The 16,797-nt window shown below is 42.4% G+C and carries 18 protein-coding genes; 3 read left to right on the top strand and 15 right to left on the bottom strand.

Features of this window, described 5'->3' with window-relative positions; all coding sequences use genetic code 11:
• The first annotated feature begins 112 nt into the window (after window positions 1–112).
• Both SNE_RS01945 and SNE_RS01940 read left to right on the top strand, forming a co-directional pair.
• Window positions 113–1,144: an Lpg1974 family pore-forming outer membrane protein gene (locus SNE_RS01945; RefSeq protein WP_013942621.1), complete on the top strand. Its 1,032-nt coding sequence runs from the start codon at window positions 113–115 to the stop codon at window positions 1,142–1,144.
• 37 nt (window positions 1,145–1,181) lie between these two features.
• Window positions 1,182–2,285 (top strand): Lpg1974 family pore-forming outer membrane protein, encoded by a 1,104-nt coding sequence (locus SNE_RS01940; RefSeq protein WP_013942620.1) that lies wholly within the window; start codon window positions 1,182–1,184, stop codon window positions 2,283–2,285.
• Here the strand turns inward: SNE_RS01940 and SNE_RS13145 are convergent.
• The 15 genes from SNE_RS13145 to pgeF all read right to left on the bottom strand — a co-directional run bounded on the left by SNE_RS13145 (window position 2,282) and on the right by pgeF (window position 15,986).
• Window positions 2,282–2,437: a hypothetical protein gene (locus SNE_RS13145; RefSeq protein ID WP_013942619.1), complete on the bottom strand. Its 156-nt coding sequence runs from the start codon at window positions 2,435–2,437 to the stop codon at window positions 2,282–2,284. The two genes, SNE_RS01940 and SNE_RS13145, sit on opposite strands and share 4 nt — an antisense overlap.
• A gap of 119 nt (window positions 2,438–2,556) precedes the next feature.
• The gene (locus tag SNE_RS13525; RefSeq protein WP_013942618.1) at window positions 2,557–2,697 is read right to left on the bottom strand and encodes an ankyrin repeat domain-containing protein; all 141 of its coding nucleotides are present in this window, start codon (window positions 2,695–2,697) and stop codon (window positions 2,557–2,559) included.
• Between the two features lie 487 nt (window positions 2,698–3,184).
• Window positions 3,185–4,582: a hypothetical protein gene (locus tag SNE_RS01935; protein ID WP_013942616.1), complete on the bottom strand. Its 1,398-nt coding sequence runs from the start codon at window positions 4,580–4,582 to the stop codon at window positions 3,185–3,187.
• A gap of 15 nt (window positions 4,583–4,597) precedes the next feature.
• Window positions 4,598–4,951, bottom strand: coding sequence for a hypothetical protein (locus SNE_RS01930; RefSeq protein WP_041418689.1), 354 nt, complete (start codon window positions 4,949–4,951; stop codon window positions 4,598–4,600).
• 694 nt (window positions 4,952–5,645) lie between these two features.
• Window positions 5,646–6,905: an aminotransferase class V-fold PLP-dependent enzyme gene (locus tag SNE_RS01920; RefSeq protein ID WP_013942612.1), complete on the bottom strand. Its 1,260-nt coding sequence runs from the start codon at window positions 6,903–6,905 to the stop codon at window positions 5,646–5,648.
• The gene (gene sufD, locus SNE_RS01915; protein ID WP_013942611.1) at window positions 6,886–8,028 is read right to left on the bottom strand and encodes a Fe-S cluster assembly protein SufD; all 1,143 of its coding nucleotides are present in this window, start codon (window positions 8,026–8,028) and stop codon (window positions 6,886–6,888) included. The genes SNE_RS01920 and sufD overlap by 20 nt, the downstream gene beginning before the upstream one ends.
• The gene (sufC, locus tag SNE_RS01910; RefSeq protein WP_013942610.1) at window positions 8,025–8,759 is read right to left on the bottom strand and encodes a Fe-S cluster assembly ATPase SufC; all 735 of its coding nucleotides are present in this window, start codon (window positions 8,757–8,759) and stop codon (window positions 8,025–8,027) included. Before sufC ends, sufD begins: the two co-directional genes overlap by 4 nt.
• Window positions 8,759–10,198: a Fe-S cluster assembly protein SufB gene (gene sufB, locus SNE_RS01905; protein WP_013942609.1), complete on the bottom strand. Its 1,440-nt coding sequence runs from the start codon at window positions 10,196–10,198 to the stop codon at window positions 8,759–8,761. Before sufB ends, sufC begins: the two co-directional genes overlap by 1 nt.
• A gap of 221 nt (window positions 10,199–10,419) precedes the next feature.
• Window positions 10,420–11,403 carry a hypothetical protein gene (locus tag SNE_RS01900; RefSeq protein ID WP_013942607.1) on the bottom strand — a complete coding sequence of 328 codons (984 nt, stop codon included), beginning with the start codon at window positions 11,401–11,403 and terminating at the stop codon, window positions 10,420–10,422.
• 94 nt (window positions 11,404–11,497) lie between these two features.
• Complete coding sequence (locus SNE_RS01895; RefSeq protein WP_013942605.1) at window positions 11,498–12,076, bottom strand: hypothetical protein; 579 nt, start codon at window positions 12,074–12,076, stop codon at window positions 11,498–11,500.
• 71 nt (window positions 12,077–12,147) lie between these two features.
• A complete protein-coding gene (gene kdsB, locus SNE_RS01890; protein WP_013942604.1) occupies window positions 12,148–12,876 on the bottom strand; it encodes a 3-deoxy-manno-octulosonate cytidylyltransferase in 729 nt (242 codons plus the stop codon).
• Window position 12,877: 1 nt separating this feature from the next.
• Window positions 12,878–13,876 carry a dTDP-glucose 4,6-dehydratase gene (gene rfbB, locus SNE_RS01885; protein ID WP_013942603.1) on the bottom strand — a complete coding sequence of 333 codons (999 nt, stop codon included), beginning with the start codon at window positions 13,874–13,876 and terminating at the stop codon, window positions 12,878–12,880.
• Window positions 13,870–14,727, bottom strand: a complete 858-nt coding sequence (gene rfbD / locus SNE_RS01880; protein WP_013942602.1) for a dTDP-4-dehydrorhamnose reductase — start codon at window positions 14,725–14,727, stop codon at window positions 13,870–13,872. The genes rfbB and rfbD overlap by 7 nt, the downstream gene beginning before the upstream one ends.
• The gene (gene rfbC, locus SNE_RS01875) at window positions 14,724–15,245 is read right to left on the bottom strand and encodes a dTDP-4-dehydrorhamnose 3,5-epimerase (RefSeq protein WP_013942601.1); all 522 of its coding nucleotides are present in this window, start codon (window positions 15,243–15,245) and stop codon (window positions 14,724–14,726) included. Before rfbC ends, rfbD begins: the two co-directional genes overlap by 4 nt.
• Before the next feature lie 3 nt (window positions 15,246–15,248).
• On the bottom strand, window positions 15,249–15,986 hold the full coding sequence (gene pgeF / locus SNE_RS01870; protein WP_013942600.1) for a peptidoglycan editing factor PgeF: 738 nt from the start codon (window positions 15,984–15,986) through the stop codon (window positions 15,249–15,251).
• 60 nt (window positions 15,987–16,046) lie between these two features.
• Between pgeF and SNE_RS01865 the strand changes: the two genes are divergently transcribed.
• Window positions 16,047–16,706 carry a hypothetical protein gene (locus SNE_RS01865; RefSeq protein ID WP_013942599.1) on the top strand — a complete coding sequence of 220 codons (660 nt, stop codon included), beginning with the start codon at window positions 16,047–16,049 and terminating at the stop codon, window positions 16,704–16,706.
• The last annotated feature ends 91 nt before the right edge of the window (window positions 16,707–16,797 follow it).

Below are 16,797 nucleotides of genomic sequence, written 5' to 3'. Positions count from 1 at the left end.
CTGAGAATCAGTGAAATATACCCAGAACTCAGGTTAACTAAGACTTTTCTCTTTATAAATGGACCACTTCTCTATATATATAAGTGTAGAAGGGAACATCGTGGGGAAGGCGATGAAGACAAAAATTATCAGTCTCATCTGTATTTTTTTAGCATTTAGTGGATTAGCGGTTTGTAATGAGTCGGATCAGGAAATCACTCCTCCAACAGGACCCTATGTTAAAAATGGGGTGGATGTCTATACAACGCTAGAGTTTCTATACTGGAAAGCTATCCAAGATGGGTTATGCTATGCCGATACGGGAGTAGCAGTCGTCCCAGGGACAACAGCTAGTTCAGGAAAAATCCACCGCCCAGATTTTCCTTGGCGTCCAGGATTTCGAGTCGGGCTAGGGTATTACCCACCCTTGGATGGATGGGACCTTTATGCTAACTACACCTTTTTTCGCAGCAGTAACACCGATCGCGTCAAAAATAGCATCGGGAATATGATTCCTATAGGACTTCTTTTTCCTGGGCTCACAACCTTAAATGTCAATCAAGTCACTGCCGCAAGCAATCATTGGGACTTGCGCTTCAACTCAGTTGATCTCGAATTAGGTAGAGGTTTTTACTTAAGCCGTTTCTTAACTTTTCGTCTTTTTAGCGGCTTGAAATTCACATGGCAAGATCAAGAAGTGAGAAATAAGTACACAGCCAATCAAGTTACTCTTGGCAACACCACACTCCCCGGCATTGCACATTCAAAGCAAGATCAAGGTCTTTGGGGTGTGGGGATTCGATTTGGAGGCAATGGGAATTGGTATTTTTTCCGCAGTTTAAGCATCGCAACCAAAGTCGCTGTTTCAGGAGTTTGGCTCGACTATGACAATACGCGCAAGGATCAATACCAACAGTTTGAGAATCCTGCTCTCGTTGTGAACAGGTTTACAAGCAATATGGACACCATTAAAGCTGTGATGGAACTCTTTCTAGGGTTGCATGGAGAATGGTGGCTGAAAAATGACCGGTACCATCTAGCACTTCAAGGTGGTTTTGATGAACAGCTTTGGTTTCATCTAGGTCAATTTCTCTTTTTCCCCACAAGAAGTCAGGGTGACTTTTCAATGTTTGGTCTGACAATCAAAGCTCGTTTAGATTTTTAACTTGAAAATCAATCGCAAATCATTTTTCATATAACTTATGAAAAAGATTTTGCTCACACTCCTTCTTTTTGCTGCTATTTCTGCTCATGCAGAAACAGAAATGCGGATGCGCAATTTAGAAAATCGGGTCAACGCTCTTGAACAAAAAAAAGAATCAGGCGGCCACTACGACCCTATCACACCAAACGCTGGTCCTAAAGTCTATGATGGCATGGATATGTTTCTCACTTTGGACTTCATTTTTTGGACTGCTCGCCTCGATTCATTAAGTTACAGCCAAACAGGGATTGGAAGCTTAACTGAACTAGAGAACCCATCGAAAGGTGAGGTCAACTCTGTTGATTGGACGTGGGATCCAGGCTTTAAGGTCGGATATGGTTGGACCTTTTGTCATGGTGGTTGGGATCTCTTTTTGCAATACACTTGGTTTTACACAAATGTCGGTGACTCACGCCACTCACGCCATTTGAAACCCGCGTTTAACATCGTTCCCCCTAGTGGGCAAGAAATCAACATGGAGCGGGCCCATGCGCATTGGGACTTGCACTATCAAGTAGGCGATTTAGAACTCGGAAGAAATTATTACATCAACCGGTTCTTAAAACTCCGCCCCTTTATTGGAGTGAAAGGAACTTGGCAAAAACAAGACTACAACGTCTTTTTCGAAGCTATTCCCTTCCAACTCAACCAAAATATCACGATTTTCAATTATAAAATGCGTCAAGACCACATGCTATGGGGTCTAGGGATGCGTACTGGACTTAATACATCTTGGCAGTTTGTCAGTTGGTTTAGCCTCTATGGAGATATTGCTCTGACAGGTCTTTGGACTCACTACAACCTCGATCGAAAAGATGCGTTCTCCGAAGTGATCGACATTAGAGGCATTGATGTAGGACTTGATCGCACCTCTGCTAATTTGCAAGATACACTCCATTGCGTGAAGCCAGTGTTCGAGTTTGCAATTGGACTCCGTATTGAAACATACTTTAACTGCAACCGTCTCCATGCTCGCTTACAAGCTGGGTGGGAAGCGCAAATCTGGCCAAGCCAAACAATCTATATCAACGTCCTTGACCAAAACAATCGGTACGACCTCAGTCTTCAAGGACTCACAGTCAAATTCAGACTTGATTTCTAGAAACCGATTCTCGCTCGAAAATACTGCCATCCTAACCGAAGAGATTTTCTTTCGTTCCTAAGAGTCTCTACAGCTTCGTTCTGTCCACCTTTTACTGCACCTGCCATTGCAGTTCCATTCACATCTGCTCCGGCCAACAACAGCTGTTTCACTAAATTCTTACGCCCAGTGAGACTCGCATTGTATAGCTAAACTGACTTAAATTAGTTATAGGTAACATTCTCTGGAAATTTTACTAATTTCCGCTCTGGAATAACTAAACCAAGTCACTTTAGCTATAAAGCGCCGTCCAGCCATTTTTATCCTCCTCATCGACTTTTGCTCCCCCTTTGAGCAAGAGCTCAACTACTTTCTCATAGCCATCCAAACTCGCAAGGTGAGACGTCTTTCTATGAGCTGGGTGAGATACCATTCACCCAAATAGCTTTGATACAGATAAAGAGGACCCAATAACTAGTTGGGCTACTTTCTACATCCTTGAGCAACAACACCCAATCGCAAAGATATAAAAATCCAAGCCCATTCATGCAGCGTTTTATTGAAGGCGGCGCACGAATATATCGAGAAAAACTTTTAGATGCAATCGTTTAAAGATTAATTACTTAAACTGCAATTTTTGACCCTTAGCGTACGTTTTCGGACGGATGGGCTTCAGACCCCTAATTCTCTTAGCCTGATCAACCCAACTTTTAGTGGGGCAGCCTTAGATGAGGCTTTCATCTCAAGTGATTGCCACGAAAACCCCTTCGAACATACGCTAGCTACTTATGTAGAAGAAGATGAGTTGGATAATGACTTTTTTATCGTGTCAAATTGGTTAAGGAGATGCCTTCCTGAAGATTCTTGTGCCTGATAAAAGAAAGGCATTTCTACAGTTTTTGTCTCAATTTAAACAGCTTTTACTTTCGTTTTTGTGCTAACACAGAGACAATTCGATAATTATCAGAACACTCGCCGACACAGACTGAATTTTTTACTACGTAGCCACAGTCGTCAGCTAAAGAGTTAAAGGCTTCTTCAGAATAGTATGTATTGATTACAACTTTTTGATCTTGAAGTTTCTTTAGGTGAACGGGAAGCGCTTCTGGTACAGGAAAAGGTGTTTTGAAAATCACACCTCCTTCAAAAGGAACACGCTGGTACTTCTGAGGATCTGTTTGAGAACGTTGTTCGTTTAATTCGTACAATTTTCCTTTCAAAATAGGATAGCTTACAATGAGAATAGAGTCTGGGTTTCTAAATGAAAGTCGAGCCGATTCAAGGAACTTCTTGGCATTTTCAGGAGTGAGCACCGGGATCAATTTCAATGCCATCTTAACTTCTTGGGTGTAAGAAATATTTAGCAAAGTAAAGTCTAGTGGATGACAGGCGTTTGCTAAGTGAAGCTGAACTTGGGGCCTGTGGATTCCTAAATAGTTGAGGGTTGATTCACCTATATTCAAAGCAATTTCATGGATATCTGTTCCCATAAAAGCGAAAGGAGTTTTCCCTTGAAGATGGGTGTAGTACAGCAGCCTAACTAAATTTTCACCACTCCAGCACCCTAACTCGTGTATTAAAGTCTTTTCATGGATATGAGGAGTCGCAAGAAGAATGGCTGCGAGGGCGTCTTCTTCACTGGAAAAGACTGTTCGATCTAAGGTCTCTTGCTCGAGTTGAGGGCGGTCACTCCAAGAAGGTGCTGGGGTACCGACTCTTTCAGCTATAGAAGCTAGGTGCTCTCTACTTATTAAAGGTGCACTTGGAGCGCGTGTAAAGGCTATATTGGGAAAAGCTAAAGTCCAATAAAGCTCTGTAACAGTCGTGATGTAGTCTTGTTGGGAAGCAAAATTTAGCCCTCTAATAGAGAGCAAAGGCCTCGGAAAACGAAATAGGTTGAAAATGTTTTCTTCCGTATTCTGAAGATCAAATGGTGGAAGGGTTTCGCCATGATTTCTGAGTTGTTCCGTTAATTGTTCCCAGGAATCTTCCACAGACAAGTCCTTTGAAACAAGGCCAAACTTTCCAAGGGAGTCTGCTAAACCTTGTTGAAATACTCTATTTAGCTTAGCCTCGTTACTTGAGCCAAGAAAGCTATGATAAACGCCCATTTGTGAGCTAAGCTGACTTTTCAAGTCTGTATCTACATGACTTATTTGAGTTGTAGAAAAGCTCCTTGAATTTTGGCTAGAAGCAGTTCGATCCGCAGCTGAAAAGAATGAACCAGCTGAATCAATACGCATTGGAAATTTAGGACCAAGCGCAACAGCTGGAACTCTTCTAATTAGTTGAGATTGAGAAAGCAGTGAAGTGAACATTTTTTTGATCTATGTTTATGGGGTTTTATGAGAAGAGCTAACTAACTGCTCAACTTTAGCGTGTAGGACTTTTAGTTCCCCATGTAAATGTTCATTTTGACGAGAGATGTTTAAGAATAATTCCATAGCTCGATCTAGGTAAGCTCTAGGTACAGTAACCAATGGCTCAGTAGTTGCAAAGGTTATTTTTCCGTCTTGGCGTAATCTATCAAGATTTCTGTGAAAAAATTCTTGTTCGCTAATATTCAGGACATCCCTTGGAGCTGGTCCTACAACCTTTGTTGAGAACCCTCTACCCCAATTATGAAGCAAAGTATTGGAACTTCTAGATAGAGTAGGACGCATAAACATGCTTGTTATAAAAGCCATAACAACCTCCTAATATGGCAAAATTTAACAAGATTTTACTTGTCGATTGGATTAAGATCCAATTAAATTTTCTCTTAAAAAAGATCTCTTGATTTCCTTCTTGCTTATGCTCCGACACCAAGCTTTGTTTCGCGCAAAAGAATTCCATGCACTTATGGAGAGTTTCTAGTCGAAGATTGAGGTGGTCACTAATAGCTTAGATCTTCTGGAAGGGTGTACCGATATATTTTTGGCCTCTGAAAAGAGCGCGTCTGTTAGAGCAAACATTATAGCATACAGAAACAGGAAAACTATCAATCAAAAAGCCTTTTGAGCAAGGCTCAACTTGATAAGAAAGATGAGCAACAATGAGATGCCAGAAAAATGAAGGGACATTATGTAATCTTCGCTTAAGCTTGCTCTTACTCAATATGTTAGAAATATATCCAAGCTCATGTAAAAACATCCTAGCAATCTCGATATTACCTTGAAAAAAGCGCCGAGAAACAAGACCAACGGTGATAACTTCGGCTAAAGTCATACGACACTGAGGTTCATCATTCCAAGAAATAGCTTAAAGAACTTGAAAGGAAGGCTTCTCTAGGTAACAACTTGAGTATTCTCAGTATTTTTGACGAAGAGAGGGACTAAATGGTCCTTTTTCGAGGTAAAACATAGGTTATTTTTGATAAATGGTATAAACCCAGTGTTCAGGTTAATAAGACATTTCAGGCTTTAAAAGGATTGTCGCTTCTTTTAATGCATGCAGGAAGCTGTCTATGTCTTCATACGTGTTGTAAATCCCAAATGAGATGCGAGCGAGAGCTTCAACACCTAAGCGTCGAAGAACGGGTTGGGCGCAAAGATGGCCTGTGCGAATGGCTATTCCTTTAAGACCTAAAATGGTTCCGAGATCGAGGGGATGCATTCCCTCAACCGTGAAACTCACGATGCCACCTTTGGAGAGAGCTGTTCCAAAAAGTTTGATCCCTGCTACGGATTGGAGCTTTTCAGTTGCGTAGGTGAGCAGTTTTTGCTCCCACTCATGAATTGCTAACCGACCGATAGATTCGACATAGTCGATAGCAGCGCCAAGTCCAATCACTTCGGCAATAGAAGGAGTCCCTGCTTCAAACTTGAGAGGAATGGGCTGGAAAGTGGTTTTCTCAAAAGTCACCTCTTCGATCATGTCTCCTCCTCCGAAGAAAGGAGGCATAACTTCAAGAAGTTCTTTTTTGCCGTAAAGGACACCAACGCCTGTTGGGCCATAAAGCTTGTGGCCAGAAAAGGCGTAGAAGTCTGCATCGAGATCTTGCACATCTATCATGAGATGAGGCGCTGCTTGGGCGCCATCAATGAGAACTTTTGCACCTGCTTGGTGAGCAAGGCTGATGACTTCTTTTACTGGATTGATCGTTCCTGTTGCATTGGCAATATGAGCGAGGCTTACAAGTTTCGTTTTATGAGTGAGGAGATCTTTAAAAGCGTCGAGATTGAGCTCGGCAGTGTCAGTGATAGGAATGATTTTTAAGACAGTTTGATACATGTCACAAATGATTTGCCAAGGAACAATATTGGAATGGTGCTCCATTTCAGAAATGAGGATTTCATCTCCTTCTTTTAAAAAGGCGCGCGCAAAAGAGTGGGCAACAAGATTGATCGATTCGGTCGTGCCACGAGTAAAGATGATTTCTTCTTCACGAGGAGCGTTGATAAAGTTTTGCACTTTCGTGCGCACTTCGGAGTACATTTCAGTTGAGCGTGCTGCGATTTCATAGATGGCCCTGTGAACTGTTCCATACTCTTCGCGATAAAACCGGTTGATCGTCTCGATAACACTACTTGGTTTTTGCGCGGTTGCAGCGGTGTCGAGATAAATGAGAGGTTTGCCATTCATCGTTTTTGCAAGCATCGGAAAGTCTTTGCGCACTTTCCAAACATCAAAAGGATGGGCGTTACCGTGATAAGTAGGCATAAATCTCTCCAGAAAATTTGTCATAGAGGTCTAGCAAGTTCACATCTTGGAGCAGTTCGCGACAAAAACCACGTACGAGATGATCACGTGCCGCATCTTTACTTAAACCACGAGAGCGGAGATAAAAAAGCTCATCCAAGTTAGGCTTGGAAACGGTTGCTCCGTGGGATGCTTTTACATCATCTGCAAAAATTTCGAGGTTGGGTTTACTAAATGCTGCGGCTTTTTCACTAAGGATGAGGTTATTGTTGAGTTGGTAAGCTTCAGTTTGTTGGGCTTCTTGCTCTACAAAGATTTTTCCTTCAAAGCTGCTGCGCGAGCGATCAGACAAGACGTGTTTAAAGAATTGGTTCGAACGAGTATTAGGTGCAACGTGATCGATGCGAATATGGACATGCCCTTCTCGCTTTTCGTCAAGTAGTGACATCCCTTTTAAGTCTGCTTCTGCATGCTCTCCATCTAGAGAAATCGCAAGGTCTCGTCTTTGCACTTGCGCGCCACGTCCAAACGAAAAAAACTTTAAGTTCGCATTTCGTTTGAGTTCTGCTTGAAAAGACAAAAAGTCCCATGCTTCAGCATGGCCCATGGCTTGATCATAATGTTTGTAAATCCCACCTTCTTCAACCGTTACGTAAAGAGCCATGTTGTTCCAAAAAACAGAAGTATCGCCTTCGATAGCAAAGGTCGTTGTCAGTTCTGCTCCCTTTCCAATGAAGATTTCGATACGAGGATGGTGCATGCTTTGCGCAGAGTGAATTTTTTGAGTGATGTGCAAAGGCGCTTCGATCCGCACGTTCGGGGGAACATAAATAAAAAGGCCTTGTGTTCCGAGCGCTTGATTGAGAAAAAAGAAAGGATCTTTTTCTTTTTGAGCAAGAAGAAGTGCTCGCTTATTCAAAAGAGGTCCATAGGTCTTGTTGGCTTCTTCAAGAGGCAATACGATGATCCCCGGGGGAGCATCATAATGAAATGTGATTGGTTGCTCGGTAAACTCTTGCTCTTGCAATTTCTTGAGCGAAACATAGCGAAAAGCTTCTGCTTTTCGACATGGGAAGCCGCTCCATTTCACCCATGCGTCTTTTTGTAAAGGATTCGGGGCCGTTTTCTGAGAGAGAGTTATCATAGCCAGTCATATCCCTTTTCTTCGAGCATTTGAGCAAGCTCTATTCCTCCTGATTTGACGATTTTCCCATCTATGGCAACGTGGACAAAGTGGGGCTTAATGTAATCGAGGAGACGTTGATAATGGGTAATGAGCAAAAGACTCCGTTTACCATCCATTTGCTGATTGACGCCGTCGGCAACAACACGCATGGCATCGATATCTAAGCCCGAATCAGTTTCATCAAGGACAGCAAGATGAGGCTCTAAAATCGCCATCTGTAAAATCTCGTTTCGCTTTTTTTCTCCACCTGAAAAACCAGTATTGACATCACGCTCTCCAAGCTCAGACTTGATTTTCATTTCTTTCATTTTAACTTCGAGTAGTTTCTTAAACTCGTCTTCAGAAAGGGGTGGAAGGTCTTTAGCTTTCCGATGTGAGTTGAGCGCCGTATGAAGAAAATGCAAGTTTGAAACACCGGGAATTTCAATTGGATATTGAAATCCCATGAAAATTCCTAAGTGAGCACGCTCTTCAGGCTCGAGTTCACTTAAATCTTTTCCCATAAATGTCATGGTTCCTGAAGTCACAGTGTAACTTGGGTGTCCTGCTAAAACTTTTGCAAGGGTAGATTTGCCGGCTCCATTCGGTCCCATGATCGCATGGATTTCTCCAGGTTTAATTTCTAATGAAAGTCCTTTAAGAATGGGTTGTTCGTCAATTTCAACATGTAGATCATCAATTTGTAACATTAACCGACGCTTCCTTCTAGTTTTAGGGTTAAGAGCTTTTGAGCTTCAACGGCAAATTCTAGAGGCAGTTCTTTGATGACCTCTTTACAAAAGCCGTTGACAATCATATGCACGGCATCTTCTTGAGATAAACCGCGAGATTTCAAGTAAAAGAGCTGTTCTTCGCTCATTTTTGAAGTGGAGGCTTCATGTTCCACTTCAGAATCCTCATTGTGCACTTCTATATAGGGAAAAGTATTGGCTGAGCACCGGTTTTGGACCAGCATTGAATCGCACTGAGTGAAGTTACGCGCTTTTTTAGCACGCGGGCCAATATGCACAAGGCCTCTGTAAGTATTGTGCGACTCATCGGCAGAAATCCCTTTCGACACAATGGTCGAGCGGGTGTTTTTCCCTAAATGAATCATTTTTGTTCCTGTATCGGCCTGCATCTTTCCATTCGTGAGAGCAACAGAATAAAACTCTCCAACAGAATCATCTCCTTGCAAGATACAGCTCGGATATTTCCAAGTGATAGCAGCACCTGCTTCGACTTGTGTCCACGCAATCTTTGAGCGCTTCCCAACACACTTGCCTCGTTTGGTCACAAAATTGTAAATCCCCCCTTTTCCTGTGCGTCGATCACCAGCATACCAATTTTGTACGGTGGAATATTTGATTTCCGCATGATCTAGGGTGATGAGTTCTACGACGGCAGCATGGAGTTGGTTCGAATCATATGCTGGGGCTGTGCACCCTTCGAGATAGCTCACGTACGAGCCTTCTTCTGCAATGATCAAGGTCCGTTCAAATTGCCCCGTTTCACGCTCATTGATGCGAAAATAGGTTGAGAGTTCAATGGGACATCTCACCCCCTTAGGGACATGAACAAACGAGCCATCAGAAAATACAGCAGAGTTAAGCGCGGCATAAAAGTTGTCTCCGATAGGAACAACAGTTCCAAGGTACTTTTCAATCAGCTCAGGGTACTTTTGAACAGCTTCGGTCATCGAACAGAGAACCACTCCCGCTTCAGCGAGAGTTTCATGGAAGGTTGTTCCAAGTGAAACAGAATCAAACACGACATCAACTGCTACATTCGCAAGCCGCTTTTGTTCGTCAAGTGGAATGCCTAATTTTTCAAAAGTGCGCAAAATTTCAGGATCAACTTCGTCTAAACTGCTTAGTTCCTGCTTTTTCTTTGGCTCAGAGTAGTAGCGAATATCTTGAAAATCGATCGGCTCGATGCGGAGATGCCCCCAATTTGGAGGAGTCATTTCTTGCCATTTTTGAAAAGCTTTCAAGCGAAAGTCTAACAGAAATTGAGGTTCATTTTTCTTCTTTGAGATAGCACGAACAACATCTTCATCTAATCCCTTAGGAAAGGCTTCAGATTCGATTTCGGTTCTAAAACCATATTTATAGTCTGCGCGCTCGGCGAGCATCTCTTCAGTTGACATTTGGCACCTATTTTTCATTAAAAAGGCTACCGGTTTTACCCCCCAATGTCAACTCTCATCTAGATGATGTTGCCACAAGTTTCTCGAAGAGAGGGTTCTTCCTCAGAGAAAGGTTCAAGGCATCCGATGGAGTGAGCTCCAAATGGGCTCATGAAGCAGGAAAACGTAAAAAAATTCCTTAGGAAGAAGAAAGGCTTCAAGAAAGTCGTGTAAGACTCCATCTAAATCCCAGCAAAGTAATAATTTTCATTGTAGTTGAAAAGAGAAGAAAGAGTGTGTGATGTAGAAAAATTTAACTCTAGCAGTTTGGTTAAAAAATCTCGCAAGCTCTTTTCTTCTGCTGCTGCTGCAATTTTTTGAGGTTCTGATTTATGCCAATCTCGCACGACAATCCCAAAAATTCCGAGCCCTTTTTGATTATGACCCTTTTCATTGACAAATTGAGCAGCTGTAAAGAAGGATCCATAGGGTTGATCTAATCTAAATTTGAGCTGGGAAGAAAGGGTCTCTGTTTCTTTTAGTCGCACTTTGCAAGGAGAAAATTGACCATAAGTGACCTCACTGTCTCTCTGCGGTTCCAACCCTTCAGAATGGAAAACTCCTGTATAGACCTCTCTTTCCTCCATCTTATCTGTTTGATTAACAAAGTGATAGAGAAAGCTAAAGGTCTTTTCTCGGATATGACTCAAGTCGTAAATGACAAAATAAAGTTCTAATTCTTGCTCCTGATCAAACTCTTTTAGCCGTACCCGAATATCATGGGGAAAATGGACTAATTGACTTTTGGGAAGGCGCACAGTCAAGTAAAGCTTGGCTTCTTCCTTATTTTCCGTCCCCTGAATGTGTAAAATTTGTTTACGCTGAAGCTGTTCGTGTGTAGGAATGATGCGTCCCATATGGATCAGGTCAAACTCTTTTTGACTGCGCACACCCTCCTGCGCAATGGCATCCATTCCCTTATTCCACGCTTCTTTTCCTTGCCTGGCAAGCTCACTTCGCTTGACTTCACCTAGAGCAATGAGGTTGGGGTCAACAACAATTGTGACTTCAGGCTGATGAAATGAGGGAGGGTTGAAAAATTCATAAACGGTATCAAAAAGCCATTTCACGCATAAAATCGCAAACCAAATGAGGTCATAAACAATTTGAAAGGGAGCTTTGACAAGTGTCATGAATAGTGAAGAAGAAGGGGCAATAGGCGTCATCTTTGTACCTCATCCTTACAGGCGTCAAAGATGTTATTGAAATTTTTTTATTCATGCAAGGGCAGGAGATTTCCTGCCCCTACAAAAGTAATCATTAATCATATTCAGGATCAAAGTCGGGTCTCTCATGGTCGGGTCTCACATGATAATGCTGACTTGAAGAGGATCTATTTGAGGTCAATACGTTATCTACAATCTTAAGCCCAATATCAATTCCCACTGTAAAGAGCGCAAACATTCCTTCAATCTTGAGAAGATCTAAGATTCCAAATGGGCGATAAGTTGCGCGCCCTACAAGCGACTTTCCACCCCAGTAAATGAGCTCACCGAACTTGCAAGTCACATATAAGAGCGTCACCGATGTAAAAAAGTTTACCGCAATATAAATTGCCTTAAGTGCTGGCTCTCTTTTGATTTCTCGCATATCGGCCTCAAGAACTTGTTCAAAAAAAGACTCTTGAATAAGTGCGAAAGGAAGATCAAGAGCTCCTCTCAAAAATCCATAAAATCCTGCATAGGTCGAATTAAAATTTGCAACCGTCGTTGCTAAAAGCCCATGATAGAGACTTTTGTGAAACATTGTATTAAAAGTGGGTCTACCTTTATCATGCCCTTTAGTGAAAACTTGATCTATTACTGCAGGTCTAAAAAATCCGTCAATTGGTTTTACCATAATTTCCTCTCAAAAAAGTTTTTTTGAGCCCAAATTATAATCGGAAGCGGAGTATAAAACAAAGAAAAAAATTATTTGAATTGCGTAATCAGCCTGAGCGCTAGGAGAAGGTCTTCTGGAACATCAATCCCTTGCGTGTCATGAACCGTTTCGTGAATTTTTATTTTGAGCCCCCCTTCCATAAATCGGAGTTGTTCTAAAGACTCGGCTTTTTCAAGTGGAGTAGGAACCATTTTTTGAATCCGCTTTAAGCTTTCAGTTTTATAAGCATAAAGGCCGATATGTTTGTAATAAGTTGGACCTTCTATCCGAGCATAAGGAATAGGCGAACGAGAAAAGTAAAGAGCTTGACCTTTCAAATCTGTTACCACTTTGACAACATGTGGACTTTGAATCTCTGCATCCGCTGTAAGTTTTTTCTTAAGTGTCCAAACATCAGATGAATCTTCTGAAACCGATTGCAAAAGGTCATCGATCATCTCACGATTGATGAACGGCTCATCTCCTTGCCAATTCACCCAAATATCTCCTTCAAGTAACCCTGAATCCATGAGCTCAATGAGCCTATCAGTTCCGCTTGGGCAAGTTTCAGAAGTCATAAAGTATTCTGCTTGAAACGATTGGACGAGGCGAGCTGTCTCTTCATGATCAACAGCAAAGACCACTTGATCGAAGATAGGGCATGCAGTCGCCGCTTCCCAAACCCATTCGAGCAAAGGTCTAGAACCTAAACGGCTGAGCACCTTTCGAGGAAAACGTTTGGAGTTGAGACGCGCTGGAATCACACAAACAACTTTCATTTTAAACACACCTTTGCTCACTTATTAGATGCCATTCGATGGTCTTTTCAAGACCTGCTGCAAGATCGTGACGAGGCTCCCACCCGATGGCAGTTTTCATCTTTTCCCCATCCAAGGCATAGCGAAAGTCATGGCCTGGGCGGTCTGCCACAAAAGTGATCAAGCGGTGATAATCGGCCGGATCTTTTCCGAGTTTTGATGCAAGTATTTCTAAAATGAGAAAGAGTAAATCGATGTTCCGTTTTTCACACGTTCCCCCAACATTGTAAATTTCCCCAGGAGTTCCTCTTTGTAAAATTTTCCAAATGGCATCAGCATGATCTTCGACAAAAAGCCAGTCGCGAATATTTTCCCCTTTCCCGTAAACAGGAAGTGGCTTCTCCTGCAAAGCATGAGAAATCATCAAAGGAATGAGCTTTTCGGGAAATTGGCATGGTCCATAATTGTTACTTGCATGCGACAGGGTCACGGAAATTCCATAGGTCTTTGCATAAGCACGCACAAAGTGATCGCTAGCAGCTTTGGATGCCGCATAAGGAGAGTTGGGTAAATAAGGAGAATCTTCGGTAAATACTCCTTGCTCCCCTAAAGATCCATAGACTTCATCTGTTGAAATATGGTGAAAGTGGACATTTGGATGATGACGGACAAAGGTCAAAAGATTGGAGGTTCCGAGAATATTTGTTTCGACAAATACTTGAGGATGGTCGATGCTTCGATCGACGTGGGTTTCAGCTGCAAAATGAACAATGGCATCGAACGGCCTTGCTTCATAAATCTTTTCAATTAGACTTAAGTCTAAGATGTTCCCATGAAAAAACTGATATCTCTCGTCATTTTCAACCGACGCGAGATTTCTCATATTCGCAGCATAAGTTAAAAGGTCTAAGTTGGAAATCGTCCCTTCAAAATCGGTATCACTTAAGAGGTAGCGGATGAACGCTGAGCCCATAAAGCCAGCGCCACCTGTGACAAGAAGATGACAATGATTTCCTAACACTCGACCCTCTCGAAATACTCTCTTAAGCACTCTTGCCAATGCCTTGGCGACTTCTCTGCAGCCTTTTCGTATTTGTCTGTTTTTAAAACTGAAAATGCAGGGCGTATAGCAGGTGCAGCATACTCTTGACTAGAGATGGGATCGATTTTTTTACATTTAACTTCGGCTCCGGTTTGTTTGAGGAGCTTTAAAATTTCTTCAGCAAATTCAAGCCAAGTCGTCTCTCCTTTATTTGCAAAATGGTAAATTCCTTCATGATCGAGAAGGTCTAGGGCTGCACGCGCTAAGTCTTCGCAATAGGTAGGACGCCCTTTTTGATCTGAAACAACGCGCAGACTTTCGTGTTGCTTCATGAGATGGGTCATGGTTTGAACGAAGTTGTTGCCTTCAAGTCCAAAAACCCATGAGCTCCGGATAATGCATGCTTGGGGGTTCACTCCCTGAAGTTTTTCTTCACCAAGTCGTTTTGTTTGCCCATAGATTGAGAGAGGGGCTGCAGCTGAATCTTCTGAATAAGGGGTACTTTCATTCCCATCAAAAACATAATCAGTAGAAAAATGAATAAGTTTGACGTTGTTTTCTTTTGCAAGTCGACCAAGAGTTTCGACTGCATGAACATTAAGTTTTTCTGCTTTTTCCTTTTCTTCTTCTGCTCGATCAACAGCAGTATAGCCTGAGCAGTTGACAACATGGGTGAGATGGAGCGTTTCAAATTGATGTTTGAGAGCTGTTGGATCAGTCACATCGACTTCTTTACGAGATGTGACTAAAAAATGAATGCCTTGCTCTTCACAAACTCGTTGCAAGGCTTGAGATAACATACCTCGTTTACCAATGATCCACAATTTCATAGTGTTGCCTCCCGCATCGATGGTGCATTTCGGTCTCTTTCGGAGACGATTGATTCTTTTAAGGGCCACTCAATTCCGACCTCAGGATCGTCAAAGCGAAAATTCCGCTCTGCCTGAGGATGATAGGGCGCAGTGACTTTATAAAGGACATGTGCTTCTTCGCTAATCACTTGAAATCCATGAGCAAATCCTTCTGGAACAAAAAGTTGCTGATGGATCTTATCATCGAGGTAAACTCCTTCCCACTGTCCAAACGTGGGGGAATCGATCCGAATATCCACAATCACATCGTAAATTTGACCCACCACTACACGGACGAGTTTCGCTTGCGCCATAGGAGAAAGTTGAAAGTGCATTCCTCGAATCACCCCTTTTTTAGAATAAGAGTGATTGTCTTGAACAAAAGAAGGAAGGCCCAGTCCTTGCTGATAGGATTCAAAGAAAAACCCTCTTTCATCTCTGTAGAGTCGAGGTGTGATGAGAAGAGCATCTTTAAGTGATAATTCCTGAATTTCCATACTCTACGATAATAGTTTGACCTCTGACTTAAGCGCAACCACTGTTCCATGGTGCCCGGTCGGCTTATCGCGCCGATAGGAAAAGCAATCGATCGGATTGGAGTACGTGCAAATGCCCGCAATTTCAATATTTTTTTGAAGCACTCCTTCTTCTCGGAGTTGCTGCCGGCTAATAGCCCAAAAATCAAAATAGGTCGGCATGACCTGATACTGCCAAAAATGAGGAGGCAGCTCCGATTCATAGTGTTTGAACTCGGCCTTTTGAGGTCCTAAGCTTGGAGAAATGCAAACCCGAAGTTCCTGTGGATTTGTTCCATAAAGATCCCGCATCTTTTGAATCGTTTCACGATAAATATTTTTAACACTTCCCCTCCAACCACAATGGACATTTGCAATGACCTCCGATTCGGGATCAAAAAAGATCGCAGCTTGACAATCGGCATGACGGACCATGAGAGCAACCCCTTTTTCACGAGTGACCATTCCATCATAATCTTCATAGAGAGTCCACCCCTCTTGAGCTTCTTTGATCTCGAGAATATCTGCTTGATGGCACTGCTTCAGCTTGATCCCTTTTTCGGCTCCAATCATGTCCAAAGCAAGCTCTTGATCTTCTTCACTCCCCTGCTCGCCAAGATTAAAGTCTGCGCCTCTTAAAAAAACTGCATGACTGATTTGGGGGAATTCACGAAGCAACTTAAACTCGAGCCATTCGACTCCTCCTGAAATCATTTTTTTCATTTTGAAATACAACTTCCTTATGCTACACTTCTTCCTGATTCTACTCGAAGGAGAATATAAATGCGAAAAACACTCACACGATCAGCTTGGCTAATGATGCTTCCCATCTTTTTGACAAGCTGCGCTAGCTATAAAGCCCGTCCATTAGACACTCTCTCTTTTAATCTTGAAGCCCCACTCGATAACGTTTACACGTCGTGCAAAGCGTTTTCAAAAGAAGATTCAAACCGCTATCTTGGAAAAAATGTTTTATCACACGGTTATCAACCAGTTCAAATTTCGATTCGCAATGATTCAAACGATCCCTTTTATCTTCCAGTTAATGGAATCAGCTTGCCTATTGTGGATCCAGAGATCATTGTAAAAGAATTGGAATACTCGACAGCTGCTCGTACTGTTGCCATGACAGGAGCCGGTTTTGTAGGGGCAAACCTCATTGCAATTCCCAGTATGTTGCTCCTTGGCCCACTCGGAGTACTCGTTCCCCTCGCCACACTCGTTGCAGCACCAGTTGTGACAGGCGTGAAATCTTCTCAAGCTAACCAACAAATGGAGCAAGATTACAATAAAAAAGGGGTCAAAGATGTCTACATCTCCCCTCACACTACAATAAACATGCTTCTGTTTGTTTCTGAAGATCAGTACCACCCAAACTTCACGATCACCTTGCGTAATACCCGAACAAACGACACACTCGTTGTCGACATGCTCTGCAAATAATTCAGACATTAATCTTTCTAAAGGCTCAGCATCACTGAGCCTTTTTCATTGATTATCAATCGTTTAACAAAAAGATAGATATAGCGATTTT

This window comes from Simkania negevensis Z, assembly GCF_000237205.1.
GTDB classification, from domain to species: domain Bacteria; phylum Chlamydiota; class Chlamydiia; order Chlamydiales; family Simkaniaceae; genus Simkania; species Simkania negevensis.
This window is presented reverse-complemented; position numbering and strand designations above follow the sequence as displayed.

Bases quoted from the DNA above. Each gene is read 5' to 3' on its own strand.
- SNE_RS01945 (WP_013942621.1), top strand. From the start codon at position 113: ATGAAGACAAAAATTATCAGTCTCATCTGTATTTTTTTAGCATTTAGT.
- SNE_RS01940 (WP_013942620.1), top strand. From the start codon at position 1,182: ATGAAAAAGATTTTGCTCACACTCCTTCTTTTTGCTGCTATTTCTGCT.
- SNE_RS13525 (WP_013942618.1), bottom strand. From the start codon at position 2,697: ATGGTATCTCACCCAGCTCATAGAAAGACGTCTCACCTTGCGAGTTTG.
- SNE_RS01935 (WP_013942616.1), bottom strand. From the start codon at position 4,582: ATGTTCACTTCACTGCTTTCTCAATCTCAACTAATTAGAAGAGTTCCA.
- SNE_RS01930 (WP_041418689.1), bottom strand. From the start codon at position 4,951: ATGGCTTTTATAACAAGCATGTTTATGCGTCCTACTCTATCTAGAAGT.
- SNE_RS01920 (WP_013942612.1), bottom strand. From the start codon at position 6,905: ATGCCTACTTATCACGGTAACGCCCATCCTTTTGATGTTTGGAAAGTG.
- sufD (WP_013942611.1), bottom strand. From the start codon at position 8,028: ATGATAACTCTCTCTCAGAAAACGGCCCCGAATCCTTTACAAAAAGAC.
- sufC (WP_013942610.1), bottom strand. From the start codon at position 8,759: ATGTTACAAATTGATGATCTACATGTTGAAATTGACGAACAACCCATT.
- sufB (WP_013942609.1), bottom strand. From the start codon at position 10,198: ATGTCAACTGAAGAGATGCTCGCCGAGCGCGCAGACTATAAATATGGT.
- SNE_RS01900 (WP_013942607.1), bottom strand. From the start codon at position 11,403: ATGACGCCTATTGCCCCTTCTTCTTCACTATTCATGACACTTGTCAAA.
- SNE_RS01895 (WP_013942605.1), bottom strand. From the start codon at position 12,076: ATGGTAAAACCAATTGACGGATTTTTTAGACCTGCAGTAATAGATCAA.
- kdsB (WP_013942604.1), bottom strand. From the start codon at position 12,876: ATGAAAGTTGTTTGTGTGATTCCAGCGCGTCTCAACTCCAAACGTTTT.
- rfbD (WP_013942602.1), bottom strand. From the start codon at position 14,727: ATGAAATTGTGGATCATTGGTAAACGAGGTATGTTATCTCAAGCCTTG.
- rfbC (WP_013942601.1), bottom strand. From the start codon at position 15,245: ATGGAAATTCAGGAATTATCACTTAAAGATGCTCTTCTCATCACACCT.
- pgeF (WP_013942600.1), bottom strand. From the start codon at position 15,986: ATGAAAAAAATGATTTCAGGAGGAGTCGAATGGCTCGAGTTTAAGTTG.
- SNE_RS01865 (WP_013942599.1), top strand. From the start codon at position 16,047: ATGCGAAAAACACTCACACGATCAGCTTGGCTAATGATGCTTCCCATC.